Genomic DNA, 26,589 nt, shown 5'->3' with positions numbered 1-26,589 from the left:
AAGTTCGAATACTATCGAACAATCGTATCTCGATTGTAGGAAGTATTCCCATGACTGCACTGTTCCAACCCTTCACCCTCAAGGACGTCACCCTGCGCAACCGCATCGCCATTCCGCCGATGTGCCAGTACATGGCCGAAGACGGCCTGGTCAATGACTGGCACCAGGTGCACTACGCCGGCATGGCCCGCGGTGGCGCCGGGCTGGTGGTGGTGGAAGCCACCGCGGTCGCCCCTGAAGGGCGCATCTCGCCGAACTGCACCGGCATCTGGAGCGACGCCCATGCCCAGGCGTTCGTGCCGGTGGTCAAGGCGATCAAGGCCGCCGGTTCGGTGCCGGGCATCCAGATCGCCCATGCCGGGCGCAAGGCCAGCGCCAACCGTCCGTGGGACGGCGACGACCACATCCCTGAAGGCGATGCGCGCGGCTGGCAGACCCTCGCGCCGTCGGCGATTGCCTTCGGTCACCACCTGCCGAAAACCCCGCGGGAAATGACCCTCGACGATATCGCCCGGGTTCGCCAGGACTTCGTCGACGCCGCTCGCCGCGCCCGTGACGCCGGCTTCGAATGGATCGAGCTGCACTTCGCCCACGGCTACCTGGGCCAGAGCTTCTTCTCCGAGCACTCCAACCAGCGCACCGACGCTTACGGCGGCAGTTTCGACAACCGCAGCCGCTTCCTCCTGGAAACCCTCGCCGCCGTGCGTGAAGTGTGGCCGGAGCACCTGCCGCTGACCGCGCGTTTCGGCGTGATCGAGTACGACGGTCGCGACGAACAGACCCTCGCCGAGTCCATCGAACTGGCCCGCCGCTTCAAGGCCGGCGGCCTCGACCTGCTCAGCGTCAGCGTCGGTTTCACCATTGCCGAAACCAACATCCCGTGGGGCCCGGCGTTCCTCGGTGAGGTGTCGCGCCGGGTGCGCGACGAAGCGGGTATCCCGGTGACCTCGGCCTGGGGCTTCGGCACTCCGCAACTGGCGGAGGAGGCCGTGAGCTCGCGGCAACTGGATATCGTCTCGGTGGGGCGTGCGCATCTGGCGGATCCTCATTGGGCCTACTTCGCGGCCAAGGAGCTGGGTGTGGACAAGGCATCCTGGACGCTGCCGGCGCCTTATGCGCACTGGCTGGAACGTTATCGTTGAGACGCGTTTTCGGGGGCCGGCTCGCGGCCCCCGGCATTCATTTCTCCACCGCGATGAGCCGTGACGCCTTCAGCGTCCGGTAACGCAGGTCCTCCAGGCGCCCCGGCGCCTCTTGCGCCTGGCGCCGGGCATCGAGAATGATGCCGTGGTGCGCCGAGCGATCGCACACCGGATCGGTGGCATCGGCATCGCCGGTCAGCAGGTAGGCCTGGCAGCGACAGCCGCCATGATCCTTCGTCTTCTCCGGGCACGAGCGGCAGGGCTCGGGCATCCAGTCATCGCCGCGATAGCGGTTGAAACCGAACGACTCGTACCAGATATGCCGCAGGCTGTGCTCGCGCACATTGGGAAAGCGCACCGGCAGTTGCCGCGCGCTGTGGCAGGGCAGGGCGGTGCCGTCCGGGGTGATGTCGAGAAACACGCTGGCCCAGCCGCCCATGCAGGCTTTCGGACGTTCCTCGTAGTAGTCCGGCACGACGAAGATCAGCTTGCACGGGTTGCCCTCGGCCTTGAGTCGCTCACGGTAGCTGTTGGTGATGCGCTCGGCGCGCTCCAGCTGCGCGCGGGTCGGCAGCAGGCCGGCGCGGTTGAGGTGCGCCCAGCCGTAGAACTGGCAGGTGGCGAGCTCGACGAAGTCCGCCTCCAGGGCGATGCACAATTCGATGATGCGTTCGATCTGGTCGATGTTGTGCCGGTGGGTGACGAAGTTCAGCACCATCGGATAACCGTGGGCCTTGACCGCCCGGGCCATCGCCAGCTTGTGCGCGAAGGCCTTGCGCGAGCCGGCGAGCATGTCGTTCACCTCGGCGTCGGCGGCCTGGAAGCTGATCTGGATGTGGTCGAGTCCGGCCTCGGCGAACTGCGCCAGACGCTGCTCGTCCAGGCCGATGCCGGAGGTGATCAGGTTGGTGTAGTAGCCCATCCCGCGCGCCGCGCCGATCAGTTCACCGAGGTCCGGGCGCAGCAGCGGCTCGCCGCCGGAAAAGCCCAACTGCGCCGCGCCCAGTTCGCGCGCCTGGCGGAACACCTCGATCCACTCGGCAGTGGACAGCTCGCTGCCATGCCCGGAGAAGTCCAGCGGGTTGGAGCAGTACGGGCACTGCAACGGGCAGCGCCAGGTCAGTTCGGCGAGCAGCCACAGGGGCGGCCCGACCGGCTCAGGCGAATTCGATCCAGCCGTGTGCATGGGCGCTCACCATGAAGTCGTCGACGTCTCGCGCCAGTTCCGCGGCGCCCGGGTACTGCCGGTCCAGCTCGGTGATGATGGCGGCGACGCTGCGCTGGCCGTCGAGGTGCAGGGCGATTGCCGCGGCGCTGCCGTTGAGTTTCACCATCCCTTCCGGGTAGAGCAGCACATGGCTGTTCTGCGCCGTTTCGAACTGCAGGCGGTAGCCGCGCCGCAGGCGCGGTATGCGTTGCCTGTTCATACGTTCAATCCTCGATGCCAGAGGCGCTCGCGGCTCACCGTGTGATACGGCGGGCGGTCCAGTTCGTAGGCCATGCTCAGGGCGTCGAGCAGGCTCCAGAGTACGTCGAGCTTGAACTGCAGGATCTCCAGCATGCGCGCCTGGGCCTCGGCGCTGGTGCAATGCGCCAGGGTGATCCGCAGGCCGTGCTCGACATCCCGCCGCGCCTGGCTCAGACGCCCGCGAAAGTAGGCGTAGCCGGACGCTTCGATCCAGGGGTAGTGGCGCGGCCAGTTGTCCAGGCGGGCCTGGTGGATCCGCGGGGCGAACAGTTCGGTCAGCGAACTGCCGGCGGCATCCTGCCAACTGGCGCGGCGGGCGAAGTTGACATAGGCGTCCACGGCGAAACGCACACCGGGCAGTACCCGCTCCCCCGAGAGCACTTCGTCACGCTCCAGGCCCACGGCTTCGGCCAGGCGCAGCCAGGCTTCGATACCACCGTCCTCACCGGGCGCGCCGTCGTGGTCGAGCAGGCGCTGGATCCACTCGCGGCGTACCTCGCGGTCGGGGCAGTTGGCGAGGATCGCGGCATCCTTCAGCGGAATGTTCACCTGGTAGTAGAAGCGGTTGGCGACCCAGCCCTGGATCTGCTCGCGGCTGGCGCGACCTTCGTGCATGGCCACATGGAAGGGATGATGGATGTGGTAGCAGACACCCTTGGCGCGCAGGGCCTGTTCGAATTGCGCGGGATTCATGGCGCTGGGCATGGCGCGCTCCTAGAGGTGAATCGGCATGCCGTCCCAGGCCACTTCGATGCCGTGGGCGTCGAGTTCGGCGCGTTCGGGCGAAGCCGGGTCGAGGATGGGGTTGGTGTTGTTGATGTGAATGAGCACCTTGCGTCGTGCCGGCAAGTGTTCGAGGACTTCGAGCATGCCGCCGGGCCCGCTCTGCGGCAGGTGGCCCATCTCGCGGCCGGTCTTGTCGCCGACGCCGCACAGGCGCATTTCGTCTTCCTGCCACAGCGTGCCGTCCACCAGCAGGCAGTCGGCACGTCGCATCCAGGCCAGCAGGGCCTCGTCCACCTGGCCCAGGCCCGGGGCATAGAACAGCTTGCCGCCGCTGCGCAGGTCCTCGACGAACAGGCCGATGTTGTCGCCCGGTTGCGGGTTATGCCGGTGCGGCGAATAGGGCGGTGCGGCGCTGCGCAAGGGGATGGCGGTAAAGCGCAGGCGCGGGCAGGCGGCGATCTCGAAGGGCTCGCCGTGCAGGCCGATCGACTGGTGGCGCAGCCCGCCATTCCAGTGCGAGAGCATGGGGAACAGGGGGAAGCCGCTGTTCAGGTCCTGGTGCACCACGTCGGTACACCAGACGTCGTGCGGGCAGCCTTCGCGCAGGCTCAGCAGGCCGGTGCAATGGTCGATCTGGCTGTCCAGCAGGATGATCCCGGCGATCGCCGTGTCCCGTGGTCGACGCGCCGGTTGCAGGGCGGGAAAGGCGCCGATCTGGGCGCGGATATCCGGCGAGGCGTTGCACAGGATCCACTGCTTGCCGTCGTCGGACAGGGCGATCGACGACTGCGTGCGGGCCCGCGCCAGCACCTGGCCGGTGCGCACACCGTGGCAGTTGCGGCAATTGCAGTTCCATTGGGGAAATCCGCCACCGGCGGCCGAGCCGAGAATATGGAGGTACATGACACGGAGCGCTTCGCTGAAAAAGAGCCCCGCTTGCGCGGGGCAAAGGCTTGGAGTGGTGATCGCGGTACGGCGTCGCCAGGGGGGCGCCGCCGTGCCGGGTGTCGCATCAACGGTTGGCGAAGTACAGGGTTACCTCGAAGCCGAGACGCAGGTCGGTGTAGGCGGGTTTGGTCCACATCATGCTGAAGCCCTCTTTGCGGTTGATGACACGTTAGGAGTGGATGGGCCGTCGCCGGCCCGGTACTGCGTTACTGAGCGGTCTTGGCCGTCTGTTGCGCCGCGTTGTAGTCCTCGAACTCGCGGGTCATGACATAGGCCTTGATCCGCTCGACCTGAGTGGCGTCCAGCGAGTCGGCGAAGGCCGGCATGCCCAGCGGGCGCAGGGCACCTTCGCGGACGATCTGCTGGAACAGCGCACGGCGGCCATCGTCGGTCTTGCGCAGGTCGGGAATCAGCCCGCCGCTTTTCGCCCCGACGCCGTGGCACACCGAGCAGTACGCGGCGTAGAGGCCTTTGCCCTCTTCGATTTCGGCGGCGCTGGCGTTGGTCGGATGGGGGATGCGCGCGTTGCTGGCCACCGGGGTTTCCGGGATCGGCGGCAGGCTCGCTTCACCGCCGAGCTTGAACACCAGCAGGCGGCTGATGTTGCCGACGCCCGGCGCCTTGGCCGCCTCGCCGCCGATCAGCGGGGCGACGCCGCCCCAGCCGGCCATGATCGCCACGTACTGCTCGCCCTTGTAGCTGTAGGTCATGGGGGCGGCGATCAGGCCGGTCTGGGCACCGAACGACCAGAGTTTCTGGCCCTTGTCCGCCGAGTAGGCTTCCAGGTTGCCGGTGGAGGTGCCCTGGAACACCAGGTTGCCGGCGGTGCTCAGGGTGCCGCCGTTCCAGTAGGTCGGACGCGGTACGCGCCATGCCTCTTTCTGTTTCACCGGGTCCCAGGCCAGCAGCGCGCCGCCGATCACCGACTGCGGAATGTCGGTGGCATCGGAGAAGCCGGAGGCGGTGTTGAAGCCGTTGCGGCGGACGAAGTCCTTGCCCTCGTTGCGGTACACGCCGGGGATTTCCTGGTACGGGATGTAGACCAGGCCGGTGTCCGGGTTGTATGACATGGAGTGCCAGTTGTGCGCGCCGAACGGGCTCGGCCACATCACGATGGGCTTGTCCTCGTAGCGCGCGCCGGGGGCTTCGACCGGACGGCCGGTCTTCAGGTCGATGCGTTCGGCCCAGGTCACCTTGCCGAATTTCTCGGCGGACAGCAGTTGCCCGCTTTCCCGGTCGAGGACGTAGAAGAAGCCGTTCTTCGGCGCCTGCATGATCACCTTGCGCGGCTTGCCGTCGAGTTCGAGGGTGGCCAGGGTCAGCTGCTGGGTGGCGGTGAAGTCCCAGGTGTCGCCGGGGGTGACCTGGTAGTGCCAGGCCAGCTTGCCGCTGTCCGGGCGGATGGCGAGGATCGACGACAGGTACAGGTTGTCGCCGCCGCCGGGGCTGCGCACTTCGCGGTTCCAGGGCGAGCCGTTGCCGGTGCCGACGTAGAGCAGGTCCAGTTCCGGGTCGTAGGCCATGCCGTCCCAGACGGTGCCGCCGCCGCCACCTTTCCAGTAGCTGTCGCCTTTCCAGGTCTTGGCGGCTTGCGCCAGTTCCGGGTTTTCGTGAGGCTTGGCCGGGTCGCCTGGCACGGTGTAGAAGCGCCAGGCCATCTTGCCGGTCTCGGCGTCGTAGGCGGAGAAGTAGCCGCGCACGCCGAACTCGGCGCCGCCGTTGCCGATGATCACCTTGCCTTTGACCACCCGCGGCGCGCCGGTGATGGTGTAGGGCTTGCTGTTGTCGGTGGTCTGCTGGCTCCAGAGCTGCTTGCCGGTCTTGGCGTCGATGGCGATCAGGCGGCCGTCGAGGGTGCCGATGAAGACCTTGCCGTTCCACAGCGCGACACCGCGGTTGACGGCGTCGCAGCAGGCGTCGCGGGCCTTGTCGCGGGCCAGTTGGGGGTCGAAGGTCCACAGCACCTTGCCGGTGGCGACGTCCACGGCGATGGCCCGGCTCCACGACAGCGAGGCGTAGAGCACGCCGTCGTGATACAGCGGCGTGGCCTCCAGACCGCGGTTGTTTTCCAGGTCGATGGACCAGGCCAGGCCGAGCTTGTCGACGTTGGCGGTGCTGATCTGCTTGAGCGGGCTGTAGCGTTGTTCTTCGTAGGTGCGGCCGTGGCTGAGCCATTCGCTGCCATCGGTCTGGCTGGCGACGATGGCGGCCTGGTCGACGTTGGCAGCCTGGGCGGCCGGGCCGAGCAGGGCGAGCATCAGGGCTATGGCAAGACGGGTCGGTTGCGCTGTGTTCATGTACGCGTGACTCCTGGATCTAATTGTTATGGGCGGAGTATCCGAAGGACGGCTCAGAAGATCTGAAGCAGCCGCAGGTTGATGCGGTCTTCTTCACGGAAGCCGTTTTCCACGGACATGTCGCGTCCGTAGTTGACCATCAGCTGGGTGCCCGGGGTGACGAAGTACGAGGCGCCCACGGTGAATTTGCTGGTCTCGGGCTCATCGTCCATGCGCACGCCGTCGACCTTGGTCTCGCCGCCCCACAGCCGTGATACGCCGGCGCGAACGTCGAAGCGGTCGGTGAAGTTGTAGCGCAGAAAAGCCTGGCCCTGGTACAGCGCCGACTGCTTGAGGGTGGCGCCGCTCGGGCCGAAGTCGTCGTTGTTGCCGAAGAAGGTCACGTCGCCGACCAGGTCGAGGGTGAGCTTTTCGGTCAGGCCGGTGATGTAGCCGGCCTGCAGCACGTACTTCCAGCGGTTCTCGCCGAGGTTCAGGGCATCGTCCTTGTCGTAGCTGCCGGTGGGCGCGTAGACGTAGGGGGTGATACCGAAGTACTGGCGTTTGGCCGGGTCATTCACCAGCCAGATGGTCGAGGCGAGGATCAGGTCGCCGGTGCCTTTTTCGTTGCCCAGGCCCTTGGTGTCGTCCTTGCCGCGCAGGCTGCCGAATGGCAGGAGGAACTGCGGGTCGATGATGAAATCGCCGAGTTTCATGAAATGCACGCCCCGCAGGATGCCCACGTCGGAGTCCAGGCGGGCGTCGATCGGTACCTTGTGGCCGTCGCTGTACAGTGATTTGCGTTCGGCGTGCTGGTAGTACACCACGCCCAGGTTGGTGCCTTCCGGCAGCGCGGTGTAGTCGCCGGCATCGACATCAACGGCATGGGCCGGCGGCACGATGCCGGCCAGCAGAGTAACGGCGCAGGCCAGTGGCGCGCGCAGCGGGTTCATGCGAGCTGTACCGCTCTTCGACATGTCATCACCTTTTTATTGTTTTTGTTTATGATCGTTTCCTGTGTCCCGGCCCTTAATTCACGGAAGATCCCGGACGCGGAAAGAGCTTGAGCAGGACCTGTGCCATGTTTTGAAGGTTATGAAAAAATCCTTCAATATCAATGGCTTGAATAACAATAAGGGTGATGGTCAAACAGCTTTGGCGAGCGGGTGGGCGTGGCTGTCTCAGTCTGGGACAGTCTTTGCGCCGCCCGGCTGTACCGGACTGATACAACCGTCCCGAGGCATGAGTCATGAACAAGCCTGACGATCCTTCCGCTGCCCGCGGTATCCGCGTGTATCCCACTTTCGAAGAGCGTGGCCGCGCCTTCGATGCGCAACTGATCGAGCGCTCCTGGGCGCGTTCCCTGCGCTACGGTATTTCCCCCGCCGACCGGGTGCTGTTCGAGGCCCCGCAGTTGGTTCGCCCGCGCGAGCTGCGCGAGTACGGCGGCCCGCTGCTGGAGGCGGCGCGGCCGGAAATGGAGCAGTTGCATGCGTCCCTGGCCCCGCGCGACTGGGTGCTCGCCTGCATCGACATGGACGGCGTGGTGCTCAACGCCATCGGCAAATGCAACAGCGCCAACCGCGAACTCAACCAGGTGTTCCGCCAGGGCGCGCAATTCCTCGAAACCCTGGTCGGCACCACGGCGCCGAGCTGTGCGCTGGCGGAGAAAGAGAGCGTGGTGATCTCCGGTCCCGAGCACTACCTGGAGGAGGCCCGGGCCTTCACCTGCATGGCCACGCCGATCTTCGGCGTCGATGGCGGCATCGTCGGGGTGCTGGATGCCAGTCGCAAGGGACCGGTGTCCTCGGCGTATACCCTGGAGTCGCTGGTGATTGCCGCGCGGGCCATCGAGCGGCGCCTGTTCACCCAGCTCGGCGACGTGCTGCTGGTGCACCTGCATTGCCGCCTGGATATCCTCGGCACGCCCATGGAGGGCCTGCTGGCCTTCGATGCCGGCGGCAAGCTGCGCGGGGCCAATCGTATCGCCCGTCAACTGTTCGGCGAGCCCGAGCTGCAGATCGGCATCGACTTCGCCGACCTGTTCGACATGCCGTTCGCCCATGCCGTGTGCTACCGGCGCTACGACCTCAGCGTGCCGTTCCGCCTACAGACCCACAGCGGCAGCCAGTTGCACGCCTGTGTCACGGCCTCGCCGGCCAAGGGCGCGAGCACACCCTCGCGGATCGCCTTCGAAGGGCGTCGCGCCGAGGTCGCCGAGCGCGGCCCGTGCCTGGAAGACCCGGCGGTCAGCGAGGCGCTGGAGCGGGCGCGCAAAGCCTTCGCGCGGAACATTCCGGTGCTGCTCAATGGCGAGACCGGCACTGGCAAGGAGGTCTTCGCCCGCCTGCTGCACGATGACGGACCGCGCGCCGCCGGGCCGTTCGTGGCGATCAACTGTTCGTCGATTCCGGCGAGCCTGATCGAGTCGGAGCTGTTCGGTCATGTCGAGGGAGCCTTCACCGGCAGCCGCAAGGGCGGCGCCGCGGGCAAGATCGAACAGGCCCACCGCGGCACGCTGTTCCTCGACGAGATCGGCGACATGCCGATGGAGTTGCAGGGCCGCCTGCTGCGCGTGCTGCAGGAGCGCAGCCTGTGCCGGCTGGGGGGCACCAGCCTGATCGAGGTGGACTTCGCCCTGGTCTGCGCGACCCACCGCGATCTGTTGCAGCTCACCGGCGAGCAGGGCTTTCGCGAAGACCTCTACTACCGCATCAACGGCTTCCGTGTCGCCTTGCCGGCGTTGCGCGAGCGCAGCGACCTGGCGCGGCTGATCCAGCACCTGTTGCGCGGCGAAACGTCCGGCCAGCATCCACCGGCGCTCGACGGTGTGGCGCTGAAGGCGCTGCTGGCCTACCACTGGCCGGGCAATATCCGCCAGTTGCACCAGGTGCTGCGGCTGGCGGCGGCGTTCGCCGAGGACGAAGGCATCATTCGCCTCGACCACCTGCCCGCGGAAGTGCTGCAGGCGCGTCCGCTCAGCGTGCCGCCGCTGGAGGTTCCCGAGGGCACCCTGCAGGCCTCGGAGCAGCGCGCGATCCGCGCGGCCATCGACGCCTGCCAGGGCAACCTGTCGGCGGCGGCGCGCGCCCTGGGCATCGGTCGCGCGACGCTGTACCGCAAGCTCAAGACCATGGACTGACGCGCGCGGCTTTGCGCCGCGCGCACCGCTGTTTTGCCTCGCGCACGGATTCCGGGACGGCACCTGACGCTCTAGTCTGGCGCCATCCCGTTCAGTCCTTTCGATGAGGCCCGCCATGTCCCTTGGCAATCCCGTCGCCGCCGAGTCCCGCTCGGCGCTGGCGACCTGATGACCCTGATGGCGCTGGTCATGGGCCTGGTCCTGCCGCGCCGCCTGCCCGCGCACCGGGCCAGCTACCCGGCGCTGATCGCCTCGGTGTTCGCCCTGGCCCGGCGCCATGCTGCATCAAGGCCGCCAGGTGCCTGTCTTGAGTCTTGCAGCGCTCTGAAAATCGAGCGCCGCCCGCGCGGCGCATCGCGAGCGCGCTCGCTCCTACATTTTTTGCAACGTACCTATGCCTGACAGGCCATGGTTGACCGCCTTGTGTGCACGACGCGGTATCGCGTCGACCCAACAGCTTCCCCGCGATAAATCGCCAAGCGCCAAAGGCTGGCAACGCCGCTGTCACAGGCCATGGCACGTTGCAAAAAATGTAGGAGCGAGCGCGCTCGCGATGCGCCGTGCGGACGGCGCTCGATCTGGAGGGCGCTGCAAGACTCAAGACAGGCACCTGACGGCCTTGATGCGGTCCCCCGACAAGCCTTCGAAGATGTGTAGATACCTATGTCGTCGGTGACCCGCCAGGTCGCCGAGGACGTCCGCCAGGGCCGTCTGAGCTGGGTGCTGGAAGGCTTCGAGGTCAGTCCCGGCGGTGCCAGCGGCCTGATCAACGCGCTGTACCTGCCGAGCCATCGCGATTCCAGCCGGATCCGCGCCTTCATCGCCTTCGTCGAGGAAATTCTCGCCGTCCCGGCTACACGCTGAACTGTCGCAACGACTGGTTCAGTTCGCTGGCCAGGCGTTCCAGCTGGCGACTGGCCTGGCTCGACTGATCGGCGGCCTGGGCACTGTCGTCCGCCAGCGAGGCGGCCTGGGTGACGTTCTGGTTGATGCTCTCGACCACCTGCGACTGTTCCAGGGTGGCACTGGCGATCGAGGCGTTGAGCCCGGTCAGGTTGCGCATCGACGTGGTGATCTGCGCCAGGCTCTGACCCGCCTGGCTCGCCAGTTCGACAGTGTGCGCCGAGGCCTGGCTGCTCTCGTCGATGACCTGTACCGCGGCCAGCGAGTTGTGCTGCAGGCGTTCGATCATCTCCTGGATCTGCGCGGTGGAGCTCTGCGTGCGCTGCGCGAGCAGGCGCACCTCGTCGGCGACCACGGCGAAACCGCGACCCTGCTCGCCGGCCCGGGCCGCCTCGATGGCGGCGTTGAGGGCGAGCAGGTTGGTCTGCTCGGCGATCGCGCGGATCACTTCCAGCACGTTGCTGATCTGGCTGCTTTCCTGGGCCAGGGACTGGATCACCGAGACCGCCCTGGCGATGGTGTCGTTGAGCAGGTCGACCTGCTTCAGGCCGCCGTGGATGGTGTCCTGGCCCTGCAGGGCCTGTTCTTCGGCGTTGCGCACTTCGTTGGCGGCATGCTCGGCGTTGCGGGCCACCTCCTGCACGGCGTAGGACAGCTCCTGCACCGCGGTGGCGACCAGCTCCATCTGCTGCGATTGCTCCAGGCTCTGGCGCTGCGAATCGCCGGCCAGGCTGCCGAGGGCGCGCGAGGCGTCGTCGAGGGCGCCGGCGGTGCCCAGCGAGTGCTGGATGACCCCGCGCAGCTTGCCGGTGAAGGCATTGAAATGGCCCCCAAGGGCGGTCAGTTCGTCGCGCCATTGTTCGTCGAGGCGGCGGGTCAGGTCGGCGTCGCCACTGGCGATGTTGGCCATGGCGCCCACCGCGGCATCCAGCGGCCTGGCGATGCTGCGGCCGATCAGCAGGACCAGCGCGCCGAGCAGCAGGCCCGCCACCGCGAGGATGCCCAGGGCACGCCAGGCCTGGGCCTGGAAGGCCGCCTGGACGTCGTCGACGTAGATCCCCGAGCCGATGATCCAGCCCCACGGCTTGAACAGCTCGACATAGGACACCTTCTGCACCGGCGCCTGGGCGCCCGGACGCGGCCAGCGGTAGGCGACCACCCCGGCGCCGTCGCGCTTGGCCAGGGTGACCATCTCGTCGAACGGCAGTTGCCCGTCCGGGTCGCGGGTGCCGGCCATGACTTTGCCCTGCACTGCGGGGCTGGGGTGCACGAGCATGCGTGCGTCGAGGTCTTCCAGCCAGAAATAGTCGTCGCCGTTGTAGCTCAGGCCGCGGATCTGTTCGATCGCCTGTTGCTGGGCCTGCTGGCGGTCGAGCCGGCCGCTGCTTTCCAGGCCCTGGTAGTAGCGCAGGATGCCGCTGGCGGTTTCCACCACATGGCGGGTTTTCAACGCCGCGGCGGTGTGCAGGTCGACGAAGTTCTGCCGCAGGATCAGGGCGACGAGGATGATCGGGATCAGTAGCGAGGTCAGCAGGATCAGCCAGAGACGGTGGCGGATGGGAATGTTGCGCAGGCCGGGCATGAGGGCTTCCTTGTTGTATGGCACAAAGGGGCCCAAGCAACGCCTGCGCCAGTTGCGCAGACGCCGGCGCCACGGGGATGCGCCGGGTATCTTGCGCAGGCACTGTCTCTGGATGAGACAGTGCCTGTTTCACATCGGGAATGGCGTCTCAGTTCGACGGCTGGATGAAGTCTTCCTCGAAGAATTCCCACTCCCCGCGTCCGTCGCCCTGGCGGCGCACCACTTCCATCTGGCGCAGTTCCACGCGGCGGATCTTGCCGGAAATGGTCTTCGGCAGTTCGACGACGAACTCGATGCGCCGCACCCGCTTGTACGGCGCCAGGTTGTCGCGGGCGAAGGCGAGGATCTCGCGGGCCAGCTCGGCGCTGCCCGGCTGGTCGTGGGCGAGGATCAGGAACGCCTTGGGCACCGCCAGGCGCAGCGGGTCGGGGCTGGGCACCACGGCCACTTCCATCACCGCCGGGTGTTCGATCAGCGCGCTTTCCAGCTCGAAGGGGCTGATGCGGTAGTCCGAGGCCTTGAACACGTCGTCGGCGCGACCGACGAAGGTGATGTAGCCGTCGGCGTCGATCTGCGCGGTATCGCCGGTGCGGTAGTAGCCGTCGCGCATGACCTCCGCGGTTTTCTCCGGGCTGTCCTCGTAGCGCAGCATCAGGCCCAGCGGGCGCACCGTCAGCGGCAGCGCCACTTCGCCCTCGCTGGCCGGCTGGCCGTCGGGGTCGAGCATGGTCACCTGGTAACCGGGCAGGGGACGGCCCATGGAGCCGGGTTTGAGCGGCTGGCCGGGGGTATTGCCGACCAGCGCGGTGGTTTCCGACTGGCCGAAGCCATCGCGCAGGTCGAGGCCCCAGGCGTGCTGGATCTGCTCGATGATTTCCGGGTTGAGCGGCTCGCCGGCACCGACCAGCTCGCGCAGGCGCAGCCGTGGGCGACAGGCGGCGAGGTCTTCCTGGATCAGCATGCGCCACACCGTCGGCGGCGCGCACAGGCTGGTCACGCCGTATTGTTCGAGGACGCGCAGCAGGGCGCTGGCGCTGAAGCGCGAGGTGTTGTGGATGAAGATGCAGGCGCCGGCGTTCCACGGCGCGAAGAAGCAGCTCCAGGCGTGCTTGGCCCAGCCTGGCGAGGAAATGTTCAGGTGCAGGTCGCCGGGCTGCAGGCCGATCCAGTACATGGTCGACAGGTGACCGACCGGGTAGCTCTGGTGGCTGTGCAGGACCATCTTCGGCTTCGAGGTGGTGCCGGAGGTGAAATACAGCAGCATCGGGTCGGTGGCGCGGGTGGTGCCGTCGACCTTGAACTCGCTGGAGTACTCGTGCGCCGCTTCATGCTCGACCCAGCCCGGTGCCTGCGCGCCGACACTGATGCGCGTGCAGGCGTCGGCCAGCCCGGTGAACTTCTCCAGATGCGCGCCGCCGACCACCAGGTGCCGCACCTGACCGCGTTCCAGGCGATCGCGCAGATCGTCGGCGGTGAGCAGGGCGGTGGCCGGGATCACCACCGCGCCGAGCTTGAACGCGGCGAGCATGGTTTCCCACAGGGCGATGTGGTTGCCGAGCATCAGCAGGATCCGCTCGCCGCGCTTCACGCCGAGGGCGCGCAGGTGGTTGGCGACGCGGTTGGAGCGCTGCGCCAGCTCGGCGAAGCTGTAGCGGCGTTCGCTGCCGTCCTCCTCGACGATCCACAGCGCGGTGGCCAGGTTGCCGCGGGCCATCTCGTCGAAGTAGTCGAGCGCCCAGTTGAATTCGTCGAGCTGCGGCCAGCGGAAATCGCGGCTGGCGGTGGCGTAGTCGGTACGGTGGTCGAGGAGAAAATCGCGCGCGGCGAGAAAAGCATGACGGTCGTTCATGGCGGGCGGCCCTTGATTGTTGTTATGGGGGCGATGCGGGTTCGGCCGAGTATAGGTGGGGGTGGCGCGGCGGAGTACGCGCAGAAAATCCGGGTAGATGTGCAAAAAAGCCGGAGGGATTGCGCGGGTTGTCTTACGTCTGTGCGGCGAAGGTGAGGGTGACTGGGGAAGTATCGATCTGCCATCATCCAGCCCTTCGTTCAAGCCTGCGCCCAGGCGCTTGAAGGACTTTGCCGTCATCAGGGAGAAAGCATGCGCACCCAGATCATCATTGAAGACCACGTTGTGCCTCAGTTGCTGACATCGGCGATCGAGGCCTATGAGGTGTCCCACAAGGCCCATGCCCGCGGGCGCGCCAACGACCGTCTGGAAACCTTCGGCCTGCTGTGGGGCTATGCGTTGCCGGTGCGCGAAGGCGTCCCGGCGCGTCTCGTCGCGGTGGTCGCAACCGTGGAAACCTCGGCATTGCGCCATACCGAGTGGGTCCAGCCGGATTTCGCATCGATCCGGATGAAGCGGGATTTCTTCCGCGAATACTGGCCGCAACTGGAGTTGATCGGCACCTTCCATTCGCATCCCTACAAGGACCTCAGCGAAGTCAACGACGCCAAGGGCTGGCGTGCCTCGGAGGACGACAAGGAGTTCTGGCCGGCCTTCCATGAAGAGGTCTGCCCGGACATGGATGAACTGGCTCACCTGGTCATCGCCATCACCGCCCTGGGGCGCAAGGGCAGCGCGATGCCCGATCGCCTGCCCGGCAACGAGTACACCTCCGGCTACGTGGTCAGTGCCGACATGCGCAAGCTGTGGATCAAGGGCTACACCTCGGAGCTGGACGAAGAGATCGACGACGATGCGCCGTTCGATGAGGCGTTCATGGCCGGGGACGTCGAGATGATTCGTTCCTACGAGCTGTGGAAGGACGAGGAGGTCCTGCTGGAGATCCCGTCGCTGGAAGCGCGCTTCCGCCACGAGTTGCTGCGCCGATGATCGGGCGCGCCTCACCCCGCGGACGGGGTGAGGCGCTCTGCACCGCTAGGCGCCGTCGAGGCGTTGCAGCGTGTGGCAGACCTCGAGGTTGGCCTGCACGAAGGCCTCCCAGCTGTACTGCCGGGCGTAGTGCTGGCGGTACTGGCGGTCGACGCGGCAGATGTCCGGACGGGTCTCGTAGATCAGGCAGCCCCGGTCGGCATCGTTGTAATGTCGGCAGGTGCCGTCGCCGCGGTCCAGATACTGCGTGACCTGCGCCAGATGCACATTGCGGCAGCACAGGCCGCACTGGCTGCAGGGGAACGCCGGCAAGGTCATACCAGCGAAGCCAGCCAACTGCGCGTGCTCGCCGCATTGCCCATCTCGAACGGCAATTCGATACCGCGGGCCTCCACGGCCTTTTGCAGGACCGCGCCGCGCTGGGTTTCATCGCTGCACGCCTGCAGTTCCATCGCGAAGAGCTGCAGCTCTTCCACATCCAGGTTGAATTCCAGCCGGCCCAGTTCGAGCAGGTAGCGGTCGAGCTCCGCATTGATCGCCTGGAATTCGCGGATGACCCCGGCATGCGGTGTCAGCGATTCGACGAAGGCCCACAGCTTGGCGGCCATCCCGCTGTGCAGCAGGAAATAGTTGAGGCCCAGGGTAATCACCCCGGTGACCAGCGCGCTGGCGAAGGCGGCCAGCTCGGCGCCGAACGGGAAGTTGCAGACCGGCAGCAACTGGGCGTAGGCCATGGAGCCGACCACGGTGGCGGCGCCCACCGACAACAGGCCGGTCACGGCTTTGCACAGTTCGACGAAGCTCAGCTGATCGGGGTTGAAGACCATCAGCTTGACGGCCTTGACCAACTGGCCCCAGACCTCGCGGATGATCTTGATCGCCATCGCCTGGGTGGTGGTGAGGATGTTGAACAGGGTCGTGGTCAGGCTGCCGAGGATGCCGGCGAAGGCGCCGTCCTTGAAGGCGACGAGGAAGTCGCTGAAGCGCCGTTGCACACGCGCCCAGATGCCTTTGAGCGAGCGCGTGATGCTGTCCACGAAGGCTTCGAAGCTGAACTGGTGCTTGAGTTTCTCCAGCAGGGCGGGCAGTTGCTCGCGCAGTTCGAACCAGATCTCCGCCATGACCATGCCGAGCATCTGCCGGGTGCCCATGGCGATGCCTGCGTTTCTGGCCGCGATCGCGCTGTTCTGGAGGAAGGCCGTGCTGCTGTAGTAGGCGTGGTTGATCTGGCTGTCGTAAGCGGCCCGGGCCTCGGCATCGCGCTTGAGCATGCCTTCGGCATCCACCGCCTTGAGCGCGGTGAGCTTGTTTTCGGTCTTGCGAATCTTGTCTTCCAGCTCGCGGAACTTGTGCTGCTCCTGCGGCGTGTCGCGGGGCAGGCGGGAGAGGCGCTCGCGGTCCTTGCTCAGGGTCGCCTCATTTTGGCTGATCAGGCGGGGCAGCTCGCCCAGGTATTCCTTGATGGGTGTCTGATTCTTCGACTTGTTCACGCTTTCGTGCGTGGTCTGCAGGTTGCTGCTCTGGTTGGCGAGGTTCACGCCGTCGAGCCCGGCCAGGTCGAGCCCGGGGTCGCCATGGATTTCCCTGGCGCTGATCACGTGGTCCAGGTTGCGTTGCTCATGGGCCGCCATGACGGTGTTGCGGTAGGGGTCGTGCAGCGTGCCAGCCGCCTGCCTGGCCTTGTCGGCCGCGCCGGTGGCGATGTAGTCGGCGTGCTTGTGGTAGGGCTTGTCGTCGTATCCGGCTTCAATGTGCTTGTCGTAGCGTTGCTTCGCCTCGTCCGTCGCCCAGACGCCGTTGCGCACGTTGTGGATGGTGTCGACTTCGCCGCCTTTCTTGTCCTGGAACAACAGGAAGTCCAGGCCGAAGCTGGTGACCAGGCTGGTGACGACGGTTTTTTCGAGCTCTTCGGCCCAGGGGAAATCTCGCGCGGCGGCGTGCATGGGGGCATCCCTGACGAATGAATGGAGCGAGCGGGGAGACGGGGCCTCGCGGCCCCGCGCGGGTCAGGCCGGATTGATGGCGGCGGCCTTGGTCCGGGTTTCGGCGAGCTGCTGGTCCAGGGCGACGGCGTTGAGGATCATCGAGCCATCGGCATCGGTGGCCATGACCGGGACGTTGTTCTTGTCCTTGACCACCTCGCCGTTGACTTCCTTGAGCTTGAACAGCGGGGTGGTGATCAGGTCGACGAGGATCGCGGCCAGGGCGTAGCCGTTGTCGATCAACTGCAGGATGGTGTCGCTGAACTTGGCCATTTCCACCTGCGGGTCGAGGCGACGGCTGCGCACTTCCTCGATATGGCGGTCGAGGTACTTCAGGTGTTCGAAGTACTTGTCGAACTGGCCGTACACCGACTTCAGCACATCGTTGATGTCGAAGGCATAGTCTTCCGCCTGGCTCAGCTGCTTGCGGGCCTGTTCCAGTTTGCTCACCGCGTTGTCGGCTTCCTGGCTGGCCTTGTTGGCGTTCTTCAGGGCTTCCTCGCCATGGCTGTCGTAGGCCCAGCCCGCGATGGCCAGCACCGGGCCGGCCACGGCGGCGCCGAGGATCGCGGTGCCGCCCGCCATGCCCAGGCCGCCGGTGGCGAGCGAACCGCCACCGATGGCGGCCAGGGTGGCGTTGGTCGCCGCGACACCGGCCAGCGACGAGATGGCGGTGCCGGTGGACGCCGCGCCCAGGGCCATGACCCCGCCGTACACCGCGAACCCTGCGGCCGCGCCCGCGGCGCCGGCTCCGGCGGCGGCGCCCAGCACACCGATGGCGGTGTAGCTGTAGTTCTCGACGCGCTTGAGCTTGTGCTTGGGAATGTTGAGTTCCAGTTTGTCCTGGCGACCCGCGTTCATTTTCTCCAGCAGCTTGTCGGCGAGGTTTTTGAAGTCGTTGAAGTTCTGCCCGATCCTCAGCTCTTCCTGGCCCAGCGCCTCGAGGGCCAGGACGGTGTTCCTTTCCTGCGTGTCGAAGGTTTTGCGGTTGCTGTCATAGCGCTGCTTGGCGGCGTTGACGATATCGTCGGCTTCCGAATGCTTCTGATAGCCGTCGTAGCCCTTCTTGGCGCCGTAGGCGGCAGTGACCAGCGCTGCGGCGCCGAGGATGAGAGGAAGTGGCATGGCAAGATCCTTTTCGGGGTTCGTTGGGTTCAGGCAGGTTGTGCTTGAGGTGAGGCAGGCGTGTCCTGGTAAAGCGCCTGCATCGAATTCAGGCGCCCGCGAATTTCGTCCACCCACACCGCTGGCGCGTGCAGGCGAATGTTTTCGTTCAGGGCGAAGATCCACCAGAGGGTTTCCCGGTCCAGTGGCACGGTGGCGTGCAGGCGTTTCCAGCCTTCTTCCTCGCCCTCGCTCAAGGTCTGTTGCTGGCTCAGCGGTGTTTCACTGAGCAGCACCGCGATCTGCGGGCGTACGTCGGCGATCAGTTCGACCTGGGCCTCGGCCTCACGGTGGCTGAACGCGCCGCTGGAAATGTAGGCGTCCACATCGAAGTCCTGATGCTCCAGGCTGGGTTGGTCCAGCACGCGCACTTCCTCGATACGGTGCAGGGCGAACTGGCGCAGGTCGCCATAGCCGTCGACGGAGCCGACCAGGTAGCTGACGGCATGGCGCGACACCATGCCGGCGGGGTGTATGCGCAGGCGCTTGAGCTCGCCTTTGCTGCGACTCATGTAGGCGACGTCGAGCAGTTTGCGTTCCAGCAGCCCGGTGGACACCTCGGCCCAGGTCTGCGCGCTGACGGGCGCCGGGATCAGGGTTTTGCCGTAGGGCAGGGTGCGCACCCGCCTGGCCCAGCCTGCCAGCTCGTTGCCGCCAAGACCGCCGAGAAAATTGCGGGCGCGACGAAACTGCGGGCCGAACTGATCGAGGACGGTCTGTGGCAGCAGGGTATTGAGGTGGTTTTCCGAGAGGAAAAGCGCCAGCGCGGTGGGGGCGTCCATGTCCTCCAGGTCCAGCGGTGCATCGCGGGTGAAGCTCCAGCGAAATGGTGCCTCGCTGGCATCGCAGACGAGCGAGAAGGGCATCGACAGACGATTGAGGTCACGCTGGATCGATCTCAGGGTGACGGAAAAGCCACGTTCGCGCAGTTTTTCCAGCAGCGTTGTGGTCGCGATGCGATGAGGTTCGGTGGGAATGAGGCGCAGCAAGGCAAATAGCCTGAGCAGCGTATCCTTCGCTTGTGACATGGAGGACGACCTTGTTTTAACCGCCAGTGAGTTGAATACCTGGCGCCACGTAGCCCGGATGCTACCGAGAATAATGGCGCTTTGCTATTTTTGTGCGCGGGCCTGCGACCAATGTCGACAGGCCTGGCAAACTCAGGACGGCGTGGCCGGCTTGCGGGTTTCCAGCTCGCGTTTCATCTCGCTGTATTCGCAGTACAGCTCGTAGCCTTTCTTCAGCACCACGGCCAGGCCGATGACGGCCAATACGTTCTTCATGGAATGCTCCTCCTGGTCTTTCGGCTATCTTCGGCCAGGAGGGCGACAGGTTGTGTCGCGTGGGGTGGTGTTGCGCGGAAAACAATCCGGACAGCGGAAATGAAAAAGCCGCGCAAGAGCGCGGCTTTTTCATGGCGGTGGAGTCGGGTCAGACGTTGAAGCGGAAGTGCATCACGTCGCCGTCCTTGACGATGTAGTCCTTGCCTTCCAGGCGCCATTTGCCGGCTTCCTTGGCACCGCCTTCGCCCTTGTACTGGATGAAGTCGTCATAGGCGACCACTTCGGCGCGGATGAAGCCTTTCTCGAAGTCGGTGTGGATCACGCCGGCGGCCTGTGGCGCGGTAGCGCCGACGCGGACGGTCCAGGCGCGAACTTCCTGCACGCCGGCAGTGAAGTAGGTCTGCAGGTTGAGCAGGGCGTAGCCGGCGCGGATCACCCGGTTCAGGCCAGGCTCTTCCAGGCCCAGGGCCTCAAGGAACATGTCCTTCTCTTCGCCGTCGTCGAGCTCGGCGATTTCCGCCTCGATCTTGTTGCACACCGGCACTACCACCGCGCCTTCTTCTTCGGCAATGGCGCGGACCACGTCCAGGTGCGGGTTGTCCTCGAAGCCGTCTTCGGCGACGTTGGCGATGTACATCACCGGCTTGCTGGTCAGCAGGTGGAAGCCGCGGATCACGGCCTTCTCGTCGTCACCCATGTTCTTCATCAGGCTGCGCGCCGGCTTGCCTTCGGTGAAGTGCGGGATCAGTTTTTCCAGGATGGCTTTCTGCGCCAGGGCATCCTTGTCGCCGCCCTTGGCGTTGCGCGCGACCTTCTGCAACTGCTTCTCGCAGCTGTCGAGGTCGGCAAAGATCAGTTCCAGGTCGATGATCTCGATGTCGCGCTTGGGATCGACGCTGTTGGAAACGTGAATCACGTTCTCGTCTTCGAAGCAGCGCACGACGTGGGCGATGGCATCGGTCTCGCGGATGTTGGCGAGGAACTTGTTGCCCAGGCCTTCACCCTTGGACGCGCCCGCCACCAGGCCGGCGATATCGACGAATTCCATGGTGGTCGGCAGGATGCGCTGCGGCTTGACGATGGCCGCCAGGGCGTCCAGGCGGGCGTCCGGCATCGGCACGATGCCGCTGTTCGGCTCGATGGTGCAGAAGGGGAAGTTCTCCGCCGCGATGCCGGATTTGGTCAAGGCGTTGAACAGGGTGGACTTGCCGACGTTGGGCAGGCCGACGATGCCGCAATTGAATCCCATGGTGAATCCCTCTTCGTGAAGTCAGGCCTTCTGGCTGTGCAGCTCTCTCATCGCACGCGCCCATTCGCCGGCGAGGATGTCCGGCAGCACGCCGAGGGCAAAATCGATGCTGGCGTCGAGTTTGTCCTGCTCGGCGCGCGGCGCCTTGCCGAGGACGAAGTTGGACACCAGCTTGGCGTCACCCGGGTGGCCGATGCCAAGCCGCAGACGGTGAAAGTCGTTCTTGTTGCCGAGCTGCGCGATGATGTCGCGCAGGCCGTTGTGCCCGCCGTGGCCGCCGCCTTTCTTGAGCTTGGCGACGCCGGGAGGCAGGTCGAGTTCGTCGTGGGCCACCAGGATGGCATCCGGCTCGATTCGGAAGAAATTGGCCAGAGCGGCAACGGACTGGCCGCTGCGATTCATGTAGGTGGTGGGGATCAGCAGACGAACGTCATGGCCCTGATGGCTGAATTTTGCCGTCAGGCCGAAATACTTGCGGTCAGCGGTCAGGTTGACACGCTGGGCGCTGGCGATGCGTTCAACGAAAAGAGCCCCTGCGTTATGCCGGGTCTGTTCGTATTCGGGGCCGGGATTTCCCAGGCCGACGATCAACTGGATGGCGGTCACGTCAGGGGCTCTTCCTTGGAGTTGGGGGTGGCGGCGTGATCACCGCCACCCGGGCAACACCGGCGAACCGAGTAGATTACTCGGCAGCGCCTTCTGCTTCTGGAGCAACGCGCGGAGCGTGAACGTTGGCAACAGCCTTGTCATCACCGTGGGCCAGAGCGACGAACTCTACGCCTTTCGGAGCTTTCAGGTCCGACAGGTGGATGATGGTGCCGACTTCGGCGTTGGCCAGGTCGACTTCGATGAACTCAGGCAGGTCCTTGGCTTCGCAGGAAACTTCGATCTCGTTCAGGGTGTGGGAGATCTCGCCGCCTTTCTTGACCGGAGCTTCTTCGTTGACGAAGTGAACCGGAACAACGGCGGTCAGTTTCTGGCCAGCTACGACGCGAACGAAGTCAGCGTGCAGGATGGTGCCTTTCGAAGGGTGACGCTGCATGGCCTTGACCACGACGTTCTGCTTGGCGCCGTCGACGCTCAGTTCGATAACGTGGCTGAAGGCAGCTTCGTTTTCGAACAGCTTGGTGATTTCCTTGGCCAGGATGGTTACGGATTCAGCAGCTTTGTCACCACCGTAGACAACGGCAGGGATGCTGGCGGCGTGACGCAGGCGGCGGCTCGCACCTTTCCCCAGGTCAGTACGCACTTGGGCGTTCAGGATGAAATCAGTCATTTTGCATCTCCAAAATTAGCCAGCTCCGAGTGGCATTTGCGACCAATGCCGAAGCGGAGAGGGCAAAAAAGCCCCGCCCCAACAACAGGTGTTGGGGCGGGGCGCTTTACGTCAACGGAGGTTCGCCGGGCTTGCGCCTCAGCGGAACATCGCGCTGATCGATTCTTCGTTGCTGATGCGGCGAACCGCTTCGGCGACGACCGGTGCGATATCCAGCTGGCGGATACGGTCACAGGCTTGTGCGGCGGCGGACAGCGGGATGGTGTTGGTCACCACCAGCTCGTCGAGCACGGAATTCTCGATGTTCTCGATCGCGCGACCGGAGAGTACAGGGTGCGTGCAGTAGGCGTAAACCTTGGCCGCGCCGTGTTCTTTCAGGGCCTTGGCCGCGTGGCACAGGGTGCCGGCGGTATCGACCATGTCGTCGACGAGAATGCAGGTACGTCCTTCGACGTCGCCGATGATGTGCATCACTTCGGAGTGATTGGCCTTCTCGCGGCGTTTGTCGATGATACCCAGGTCGACACCCAGGGACTTGGCGACGGCACGTGCACGCACGACACCACCGATGTCCGGGGAGACGATCATCAGGTTTTCGAAACGCTGGTCTTCGATGTCATCCACCAGAACGGGGGAGCCGTAGATGTTATCTACCGGAATATCGAAGAAACCCTGGATCTGGTCAGCGTGCAGGTCGACGGTGAGAACACGGTCGATACCCACGACGGTGAGCATGTCAGCGACGACTTTGGCGCTGATGGCAACACGCGCCGAACGCGGACGGCGGTCCTGGCGGGCATATCCGAAATAAGGAATCACGGCGGTGATTCGGGACGCTGAGGAGCGGCGGAAGGCATCGGCCATCACTACCAGTTCCATCAGATTATCGTTGGTTGGCGCGCAAGTCGGCTGAATGATAAAGACGTCCTTACCGCGGACGTTTTCATTAATCTCAGTGCTGATTTCGCCGTCGGAGAACTTGCCGACAGAAACATCACCCAGTGGGATATGCAGCTGACGCACGACGCGCCGAGCCAGATCGGGGTTGGCGTTCCCCGTAAAGACCATCATCTTGGACACGCGCAGTACCTGAAGGCTGAGGGTATACCTGGATGAGTATAAGGAAAATGGCAGGGGCGGCTGGATTCGAACCAACGCATGGCAGGATCAAAACCTGCTGCCTTACCGCTTGGCGACGCCCCTGTATCTGTTGCTGCGAGTACCTGGTACTCGATTCCTAGCGCAGACTTCGTAACTTGCGATGCAACATCGAAACGTTGCTTCCCTTTGCCACGAACCCTGTTTGGGAGTCTGCAAGAAGGGCCAAAACTCTATCAGCTTCGGCTTTGTCTGGGAAGGCCCCAAACACACAACTTCCAGTGCCGGTGAGCCTTGCATTGGTGAATTTGTTTAACAAATTCAATGAGTTACGTACTTCTGGGTAACTCTGCTCAACTACCGCTTGACAGTCATTTCGACTGTTTCCCTCGGGAACGGGGCGCACTTTAATGGGCTTTGAATTACGTGTCAACAAAGGATGCGAAAAAATTTCTGCCGTACTAACAGAGACTTGCGGAACCAGCACGACGTACCAGGGTTCGTGCGGGTCGACCGGGGTGAGTTTTTCCCCGACCCCTTCGGCGAAGGCGGCGTGGCCGCGGACGAACACCGGGACGTCGGCGCCCAGGCCCAGGCCCAGTTCGGCCAGTTGGTCTTCGCCGCAGCGGGTGTTCCACAGGTGGTCGAGGCCGAGCAGGGTGGTCGCGGCATCCGAGCTGCCGCCACCGATGCCGCCGCCCATGGGCAGTACCTTGTCCAGCCAGATGTCGGCGCCCAGCGTGGTGCCGGTCAGTTGCTGCAGCTTGCGCGCGGCGCGGACGATCAGGTTGCTGTCGTGGGGCACCCCGGGGATCTCGGTGACCAGGCGGATCTCACCGTCCTCGCGGGCGGCGAAGCTCAGTTCGTCGCCGTGGTCGAGGAACTGGAACAGGGTCTGCAGCTCGTGATAGCCGTCGGCGCGGCGGCCGAGGATGTGCAGCATCAGGTTGAGCTTGGCCGGGGCCGGCAGGGTCAGTCTGCTGGTCATGTCAGTGGCCCAGCTGGCGGGGTTGCCATTCCTTGAGGACCACGGTCACGTCCAGGTCCTGGCCGTGCATCTTGATTCGCTCCGGGAGCCAGTAGCCGTTCTGCTCGGTGTAGCGGGTGTATTCCACCTGCCAGCCATCCTGTTCCAGGCTGGCCAGGCGACTGTCGCTGTCGAGGGTCAGGCGGCTCTTGCTGTCCGGAGCCGGCAGGCCGCGGACCCACCAGACCAGGTGCGACACCGGCAGTTCCCAGCCCAGTTGTTCGGCCAGCAGGGTTTCCGGGGTCGGTGCCTCGAAGCGGCCCTGGTTGGCGACTTCCAGCACCACCTGGCCCGGACGTCCGGTCAGGCGCGCGGCGCCGCGACCCAGCGGGCCGGACAGGCGGATGTCGTAGTAGTCCTGGCGCTGCAGCCAGAACAGCGTGCCGCTGCCGGAGTCCTTCGGCGCGCGGATGCCGACCTTGCCGTTGATCTGCCAGCCGTCGAGGGTGCTCAACTGCTGCTTGTGGGCCTTCCACAACTGCGGGCTGCCCTGGCCCTGGACGGCTTCGCGGGAACCGAAGCCGGCGCAACCGGCGAGCAGGGCAATCAGGCTGAAGGTGATGATGTGGCGCAGGAACATAGGCTTAGAGAGTCTCGGATCCGGTCAGGCGCAGGACGGTCTTGCGCAGGATGGGGCTGTCGGGTTGGGCTTCGAAGGCCTTGGCCCAGACCTGGCGGGCCTCGCGGCGCTTGCCGTTGGCCCAGAGCACTTCGCCCAGGTGCGCGGCGACTTCGTGATCGGGGAAGCGCTCCAGGGCACGGCGCAGCAGGCGCTCGGCCTCGTCGAGGTTACCCAGGCGATAGTTGACCCAGCCGAGGCTGTCGAGCACGGCGGGATCTTCCGGGCTGAGCAGGTGGGCTTTCTCGATCAGTTGCTTGGCTTCGCCGTAGCGCGTGGTGCGGTCGGCCAGGGTGTAGCCGAGGGCATTGAGAGCCATGGCGTTTTCCGGCTCGCGGGCGAGGATGCTGCGCAGGTCCTTTTCCATCTGCGACAGATCGTCGCGCTTCTCGGCGAGCATCGCCCGGGTATAGAGCAGGTTGAGGTCGTCCGGGTACTGCTTGATGGCTTTTTCCAGGACACGCAGGGCCTGCTCTTCCTTCTGGTTGTTGCCGAGGGTCTCGGCCTCGATCAGGTACAGCTGGATGGCGTAGTCGGGCTGGCTTTCGCGGGCTTCGTCGAGACGGCGCAAGGCTTCGTCGGTGCGCCCGTTGGCGATGAGGATATCGGCCTGGCGCAGTTGCGCCGGCAGGTAGTCGTTGCCCGGGCCGACCTGGGCGTATTCGGCCAGGGCGCCTTCGAGGTCGTTGCGTTCTTCGCGGATGCGGCCGAGGTTGAGGTGGGCGGCATCGACATGGCTGTCGCGCTCGATCAGGTCGCGCAGATAGCCGGCGGCCTCGTCCCAGGCCTTGGCTTCGAGGCTGACCAGGGCCAGGGAATAGCGCAGTTCGTCGTCGTCCGGGTACTGCTGGAGCAGGCTGGCGAACTCGACCTTGGCGTCGTCGACCCGGTCCTGCTCCACCAGCATGCGCGCGTAGGTCAGGCGCAGGCGCTTGTCGTCGGGGTTGCGCGCGATGCTCTTGCGCAGCAGCGGCAGGGCTTCGGAACCGCGGTCGAGGCTCTGCAGCAGACGTGCGCGCAGGAGGATCGGGGCGATTTCGCTGTCGTCCTTCGGCGGATGGGCTTCGAGCAGCGCCAGGGCCTGCTCGGACTTGCCGTCCTGTTGCAGCAGCAGGGCCTTGCCGAACACCAGCTGGCTGTTGTCGGGGTACTTCTGCAGCAGACGGTCGAAGCTTTTCTGCAGGCCGTCGCGGGTGTCCTGGTCGGTTTCCGCGGCGGACAGGGCGAGGAAGTCGAAGTGGGTGTCGCCCTGGCCCTGCAGGACCTTTTCCATATAGCTCATGGAGTCGTCATAGCGTCCGGCGCGGGCCAGCTGGATGGCCGCGGCGCGCTGGGCGTCGATGTTTTCCGGGTCGTTCTTCGCCCACAGCAGCGAGGTGTCCAGCGCCGACTGGTCGGCGCCGAGGTATTCGGCGATGCGGAAGGCGCGCTCGGAGATTGCCGCGTCCTGGGTCTTCTCGGCCTGGGCCATGTAGTTGTCCAGGGCGATGTCGAAGCGGTTGCGCTGCCCGGCCAGCTCGGCGACCAGCAGGCTGTACAGGGTTTCCTGGCTGAACGAGCCATAGACCGTCGGCTCGGGCGCGGCTGCCGGTGCCACGGCCTGCTGCCCGGCGGGCGCCGTGGCCTCCCCGGCGCCCGGCAGGACCTGGCAGCCCTGGAGCAGGGCAAGAGCGAGAAGCAACGCGGAAGATCTATTCATAATGAGGATTTTGAGCGGCTAACCTGCGGTCGGGCCATCATGACACAAGCGTCATGGCAAACCCACTCGCGATGGGGATTGTGGATACAGTCTATAGAGACAATCGCGAGCGGTGGTTGTTCTCGATCCAGCGAAGTAGGACAATTATCGGCTTCACGTCACAATC

Annotated in this window: 25 protein-coding genes, 1 tRNA gene and 2 pseudogenes; 5 read left to right on the top strand and 23 right to left on the bottom strand. The window is 65.3% G+C overall.

Annotation, left to right across the window (positions count from 1 at the left end):
- Positions 1 to 50 precede the first annotated feature (50 nt).
- A complete protein-coding gene (locus CHB99_RS24210; protein WP_042128762.1) occupies positions 51 to 1,142 on the top strand; it encodes an NADH:flavin oxidoreductase/NADH oxidase in 1,092 nt (363 codons plus the stop codon).
- A 37-nt stretch (positions 1,143 to 1,179) separates the two neighbouring features.
- On the opposite strand, the gene pqqE is transcribed toward CHB99_RS24210, so the two are convergent.
- From pqqE to CHB99_RS24175, 7 genes are all read right to left on the bottom strand, one after another.
- Positions 1,180 to 2,328: a pyrroloquinoline quinone biosynthesis protein PqqE gene (pqqE, locus tag CHB99_RS24205; RefSeq protein WP_042128764.1), complete on the bottom strand. Its 1,149-nt coding sequence runs from the start codon at positions 2,326 to 2,328 to the stop codon at positions 1,180 to 1,182.
- On the bottom strand, positions 2,300 to 2,569 hold the full coding sequence (gene pqqD / locus CHB99_RS24200; protein ID WP_042128766.1) for a pyrroloquinoline quinone biosynthesis peptide chaperone PqqD: 270 nt from the start codon (positions 2,567 to 2,569) through the stop codon (positions 2,300 to 2,302). The genes pqqE and pqqD overlap by 29 nt, the downstream gene beginning before the upstream one ends.
- Positions 2,566 to 3,315, bottom strand: coding sequence for a pyrroloquinoline-quinone synthase PqqC (pqqC, locus tag CHB99_RS24195; RefSeq protein WP_042128768.1), 750 nt, complete (start codon positions 3,313 to 3,315; stop codon positions 2,566 to 2,568). The genes pqqD and pqqC overlap by 4 nt, the downstream gene beginning before the upstream one ends.
- 9 nt (positions 3,316 to 3,324) lie before the next feature.
- On the bottom strand, positions 3,325 to 4,239 hold the full coding sequence (gene pqqB, locus CHB99_RS24190; protein ID WP_042128770.1) for a pyrroloquinoline quinone biosynthesis protein PqqB: 915 nt from the start codon (positions 4,237 to 4,239) through the stop codon (positions 3,325 to 3,327).
- Between the two features lie 109 nt (positions 4,240 to 4,348).
- On the bottom strand, positions 4,349 to 4,420 hold the full coding sequence (gene pqqA, locus CHB99_RS24185) for a pyrroloquinoline quinone precursor peptide PqqA (protein WP_141137333.1): 72 nt from the start codon (positions 4,418 to 4,420) through the stop codon (positions 4,349 to 4,351).
- Between the two features lie 70 nt (positions 4,421 to 4,490).
- Positions 4,491 to 6,581 carry a PQQ-dependent dehydrogenase, methanol/ethanol family gene (locus CHB99_RS24180; protein ID WP_042128772.1) on the bottom strand — a complete coding sequence of 697 codons (2,091 nt, stop codon included), beginning with the start codon at positions 6,579 to 6,581 and terminating at the stop codon, positions 4,491 to 4,493.
- Between the two features lie 53 nt (positions 6,582 to 6,634).
- Positions 6,635 to 7,513 carry a transporter gene (locus CHB99_RS24175; RefSeq protein ID WP_042128774.1) on the bottom strand — a complete coding sequence of 293 codons (879 nt, stop codon included), beginning with the start codon at positions 7,511 to 7,513 and terminating at the stop codon, positions 6,635 to 6,637.
- Between the two features lie 296 nt (positions 7,514 to 7,809).
- Between CHB99_RS24175 and CHB99_RS24170 the strand changes: the two genes are divergently transcribed.
- The 3 genes from CHB99_RS24170 to CHB99_RS24165 all read left to right on the top strand — a co-directional run bounded on the left by CHB99_RS24170 (position 7,810) and on the right by CHB99_RS24165 (position 10,566).
- Entirely contained in the window at positions 7,810 to 9,702 is a 1,893-nt protein-coding gene (locus tag CHB99_RS24170; RefSeq protein WP_084702918.1) for a sigma-54-dependent Fis family transcriptional regulator, read from the top strand.
- 168 nt (positions 9,703 to 9,870) lie between these two features.
- Positions 9,871 to 10,104, top strand: coding sequence for a hypothetical protein (locus CHB99_RS29640; RefSeq protein ID WP_141137330.1), 234 nt, complete (start codon positions 9,871 to 9,873; stop codon positions 10,102 to 10,104).
- A gap of 261 nt (positions 10,105 to 10,365) precedes the next feature.
- Positions 10,366 to 10,566, top strand: a complete 201-nt coding sequence (locus tag CHB99_RS24165; RefSeq protein ID WP_042127166.1) for a type 2 periplasmic-binding domain-containing protein — start codon at positions 10,366 to 10,368, stop codon at positions 10,564 to 10,566.
- On the opposite strand, the pseudogene CHB99_RS30705 reads toward CHB99_RS24165, so the two are convergent.
- From CHB99_RS30705 to CHB99_RS24155, 3 genes and pseudogenes are all read right to left on the bottom strand, one after another.
- Positions 10,556 to 11,146, bottom strand: a pseudogene (locus CHB99_RS30705) (methyl-accepting chemotaxis protein); the annotation flags it as partial. The gene CHB99_RS24165 and the pseudogene CHB99_RS30705 sit on opposite strands and share 11 nt — an antisense overlap.
- A gap of 267 nt (positions 11,147 to 11,413) precedes the next feature.
- Positions 11,414 to 12,187, bottom strand: a pseudogene (locus tag CHB99_RS30700) (cache domain-containing protein); the annotation flags it as partial.
- Positions 12,188 to 12,335: 148 nt separating this feature from the next.
- The gene (locus CHB99_RS24155) at positions 12,336 to 14,036 is read right to left on the bottom strand and encodes an AMP-binding protein (protein ID WP_042127162.1); all 1,701 of its coding nucleotides are present in this window, start codon (positions 14,034 to 14,036) and stop codon (positions 12,336 to 12,338) included.
- A gap of 252 nt (positions 14,037 to 14,288) precedes the next feature.
- On the opposite strand from CHB99_RS24155, the gene CHB99_RS24150 reads away from it, so the two are divergent.
- Complete coding sequence (locus CHB99_RS24150; RefSeq protein WP_042127160.1) at positions 14,289 to 15,026, top strand: hypothetical protein; 738 nt, start codon at positions 14,289 to 14,291, stop codon at positions 15,024 to 15,026.
- Between the two features lie 45 nt (positions 15,027 to 15,071).
- On the opposite strand, the gene CHB99_RS24145 is transcribed toward CHB99_RS24150, so the two are convergent.
- From CHB99_RS24145 to CHB99_RS24090, 13 genes are all read right to left on the bottom strand, one after another.
- Positions 15,072 to 15,344: a YkgJ family cysteine cluster protein gene (locus CHB99_RS24145; protein ID WP_042127158.1), complete on the bottom strand. Its 273-nt coding sequence runs from the start codon at positions 15,342 to 15,344 to the stop codon at positions 15,072 to 15,074.
- Positions 15,341 to 16,969 carry a hypothetical protein gene (locus tag CHB99_RS24140; RefSeq protein ID WP_042127157.1) on the bottom strand — a complete coding sequence of 543 codons (1,629 nt, stop codon included), beginning with the start codon at positions 16,967 to 16,969 and terminating at the stop codon, positions 15,341 to 15,343. The genes CHB99_RS24145 and CHB99_RS24140 overlap by 4 nt, the downstream gene beginning before the upstream one ends.
- Before the next feature lie 63 nt (positions 16,970 to 17,032).
- Entirely contained in the window at positions 17,033 to 18,133 is a 1,101-nt protein-coding gene (locus tag CHB99_RS24135; protein ID WP_042127154.1) for a hypothetical protein, read from the bottom strand.
- 29 nt (positions 18,134 to 18,162) lie between these two features.
- On the bottom strand, positions 18,163 to 19,200 hold the full coding sequence (locus tag CHB99_RS24130) for a helix-turn-helix transcriptional regulator (protein ID WP_042127152.1): 1,038 nt from the start codon (positions 19,198 to 19,200) through the stop codon (positions 18,163 to 18,165).
- 132 nt (positions 19,201 to 19,332) lie between these two features.
- On the bottom strand, positions 19,333 to 19,455 hold the full coding sequence (locus CHB99_RS30385; RefSeq protein ID WP_281177165.1) for a hypothetical protein: 123 nt from the start codon (positions 19,453 to 19,455) through the stop codon (positions 19,333 to 19,335).
- A 148-nt stretch (positions 19,456 to 19,603) separates the two neighbouring features.
- Positions 19,604 to 20,704, bottom strand: coding sequence for a redox-regulated ATPase YchF (ychF, locus tag CHB99_RS24125; RefSeq protein ID WP_042127150.1), 1,101 nt, complete (start codon positions 20,702 to 20,704; stop codon positions 19,604 to 19,606).
- Between the two features lie 21 nt (positions 20,705 to 20,725).
- Positions 20,726 to 21,310 (bottom strand): aminoacyl-tRNA hydrolase, encoded by a 585-nt coding sequence (gene pth, locus CHB99_RS24120; RefSeq protein ID WP_009405966.1) that lies wholly within the window; start codon positions 21,308 to 21,310, stop codon positions 20,726 to 20,728.
- 76 nt (positions 21,311 to 21,386) lie between these two features.
- Positions 21,387 to 21,980 carry a 50S ribosomal protein L25/general stress protein Ctc gene (locus tag CHB99_RS24115; protein WP_042127147.1) on the bottom strand — a complete coding sequence of 198 codons (594 nt, stop codon included), beginning with the start codon at positions 21,978 to 21,980 and terminating at the stop codon, positions 21,387 to 21,389.
- Positions 21,981 to 22,118: 138 nt separating this feature from the next.
- Positions 22,119 to 23,060, bottom strand: coding sequence for a ribose-phosphate pyrophosphokinase (locus CHB99_RS24110; RefSeq protein WP_009405962.1), 942 nt, complete (start codon positions 23,058 to 23,060; stop codon positions 22,119 to 22,121).
- A gap of 48 nt (positions 23,061 to 23,108) precedes the next feature.
- Positions 23,109 to 23,183: transfer RNA gene (locus tag CHB99_RS24105), tRNA-Gln, on the bottom strand.
- Between the two features lie 34 nt (positions 23,184 to 23,217).
- Entirely contained in the window at positions 23,218 to 24,066 is an 849-nt protein-coding gene (gene ispE, locus CHB99_RS24100; protein ID WP_042127145.1) for a 4-(cytidine 5'-diphospho)-2-C-methyl-D-erythritol kinase, read from the bottom strand.
- A gap of 1 nt (position 24,067) precedes the next feature.
- Positions 24,068 to 24,685 carry a lipoprotein insertase outer membrane protein LolB gene (gene lolB / locus CHB99_RS24095; RefSeq protein ID WP_042127143.1) on the bottom strand — a complete coding sequence of 206 codons (618 nt, stop codon included), beginning with the start codon at positions 24,683 to 24,685 and terminating at the stop codon, positions 24,068 to 24,070.
- Between the two features lie 4 nt (positions 24,686 to 24,689).
- Positions 24,690 to 26,423, bottom strand: coding sequence for a tetratricopeptide repeat protein (locus CHB99_RS24090; RefSeq protein ID WP_042127141.1), 1,734 nt, complete (start codon positions 26,421 to 26,423; stop codon positions 24,690 to 24,692).
- Positions 26,424 to 26,589 lie beyond the last annotated feature (166 nt).

Origin of the sequence: Pseudomonas japonica, from assembly GCF_900188455.1 — a bacterium.
Lineage (GTDB): Bacteria > Pseudomonadota > Gammaproteobacteria > Pseudomonadales > Pseudomonadaceae > Aquipseudomonas > Aquipseudomonas japonica.
Note: the sequence above shows the minus strand (reverse complement) of the source record. Positions and strands in the feature narration are given on the sequence as shown.

Excerpts from the sequence above, each read along its gene's own strand:
- CHB99_RS24150 (WP_042127160.1), top strand. The coding sequence starts at position 14,289 with ATGCGCACCCAGATCATCATTGAAGACCACGTTGTGCCTCAGTTGCTG.
- ispE (WP_042127145.1), bottom strand. The coding sequence starts at position 24,066 with ATGACCAGCAGACTGACCCTGCCGGCCCCGGCCAAGCTCAACCTGATG.
- CHB99_RS24090 (WP_042127141.1), bottom strand. The coding sequence starts at position 26,423 with ATGAATAGATCTTCCGCGTTGCTTCTCGCTCTTGCCCTGCTCCAGGGC.
- CHB99_RS24170 (WP_084702918.1), top strand. The coding sequence starts at position 7,810 with ATGAACAAGCCTGACGATCCTTCCGCTGCCCGCGGTATCCGCGTGTAT.
- CHB99_RS24145 (WP_042127158.1), bottom strand. The coding sequence starts at position 15,344 with ATGACCTTGCCGGCGTTCCCCTGCAGCCAGTGCGGCCTGTGCTGCCGC.
- CHB99_RS29640 (WP_141137330.1), top strand. The coding sequence starts at position 9,871 with ATGACCCTGATGGCGCTGGTCATGGGCCTGGTCCTGCCGCGCCGCCTG.
- lolB (WP_042127143.1), bottom strand. The coding sequence starts at position 24,685 with ATGTTCCTGCGCCACATCATCACCTTCAGCCTGATTGCCCTGCTCGCC.
- pqqE (WP_042128764.1), bottom strand. The coding sequence starts at position 2,328 with ATGCACACGGCTGGATCGAATTCGCCTGAGCCGGTCGGGCCGCCCCTG.
- CHB99_RS30385 (WP_281177165.1), bottom strand. The coding sequence starts at position 19,455 with ATGAAGAACGTATTGGCCGTCATCGGCCTGGCCGTGGTGCTGAAGAAA.
- pqqD (WP_042128766.1), bottom strand. The coding sequence starts at position 2,569 with ATGAACAGGCAACGCATACCGCGCCTGCGGCGCGGCTACCGCCTGCAG.
- CHB99_RS24165 (WP_042127166.1), top strand. The coding sequence starts at position 10,366 with ATGTCGTCGGTGACCCGCCAGGTCGCCGAGGACGTCCGCCAGGGCCGT.
- CHB99_RS24130 (WP_042127152.1), bottom strand. The coding sequence starts at position 19,200 with ATGTCACAAGCGAAGGATACGCTGCTCAGGCTATTTGCCTTGCTGCGC.
- CHB99_RS24140 (WP_042127157.1), bottom strand. The coding sequence starts at position 16,969 with ATGCACGCCGCCGCGCGAGATTTCCCCTGGGCCGAAGAGCTCGAAAAA.
- CHB99_RS24155 (WP_042127162.1), bottom strand. The coding sequence starts at position 14,036 with ATGAACGACCGTCATGCTTTTCTCGCCGCGCGCGATTTTCTCCTCGAC.
- ychF (WP_042127150.1), bottom strand. The coding sequence starts at position 20,704 with ATGGGATTCAATTGCGGCATCGTCGGCCTGCCCAACGTCGGCAAGTCC.
- CHB99_RS24175 (WP_042128774.1), bottom strand. The coding sequence starts at position 7,513 with ATGAACCCGCTGCGCGCGCCACTGGCCTGCGCCGTTACTCTGCTGGCC.
- CHB99_RS24115 (WP_042127147.1), bottom strand. The coding sequence starts at position 21,980 with ATGACTGATTTCATCCTGAACGCCCAAGTGCGTACTGACCTGGGGAAA.
- CHB99_RS24135 (WP_042127154.1), bottom strand. The coding sequence starts at position 18,133 with ATGCCACTTCCTCTCATCCTCGGCGCCGCAGCGCTGGTCACTGCCGCC.
- CHB99_RS24210 (WP_042128762.1), top strand. The coding sequence starts at position 51 with ATGACTGCACTGTTCCAACCCTTCACCCTCAAGGACGTCACCCTGCGC.
- CHB99_RS24180 (WP_042128772.1), bottom strand. The coding sequence starts at position 6,581 with ATGAACACAGCGCAACCGACCCGTCTTGCCATAGCCCTGATGCTCGCC.
- pqqB (WP_042128770.1), bottom strand. The coding sequence starts at position 4,239 with ATGTACCTCCATATTCTCGGCTCGGCCGCCGGTGGCGGATTTCCCCAA.
- pqqC (WP_042128768.1), bottom strand. The coding sequence starts at position 3,315 with ATGCCCAGCGCCATGAATCCCGCGCAATTCGAACAGGCCCTGCGCGCC.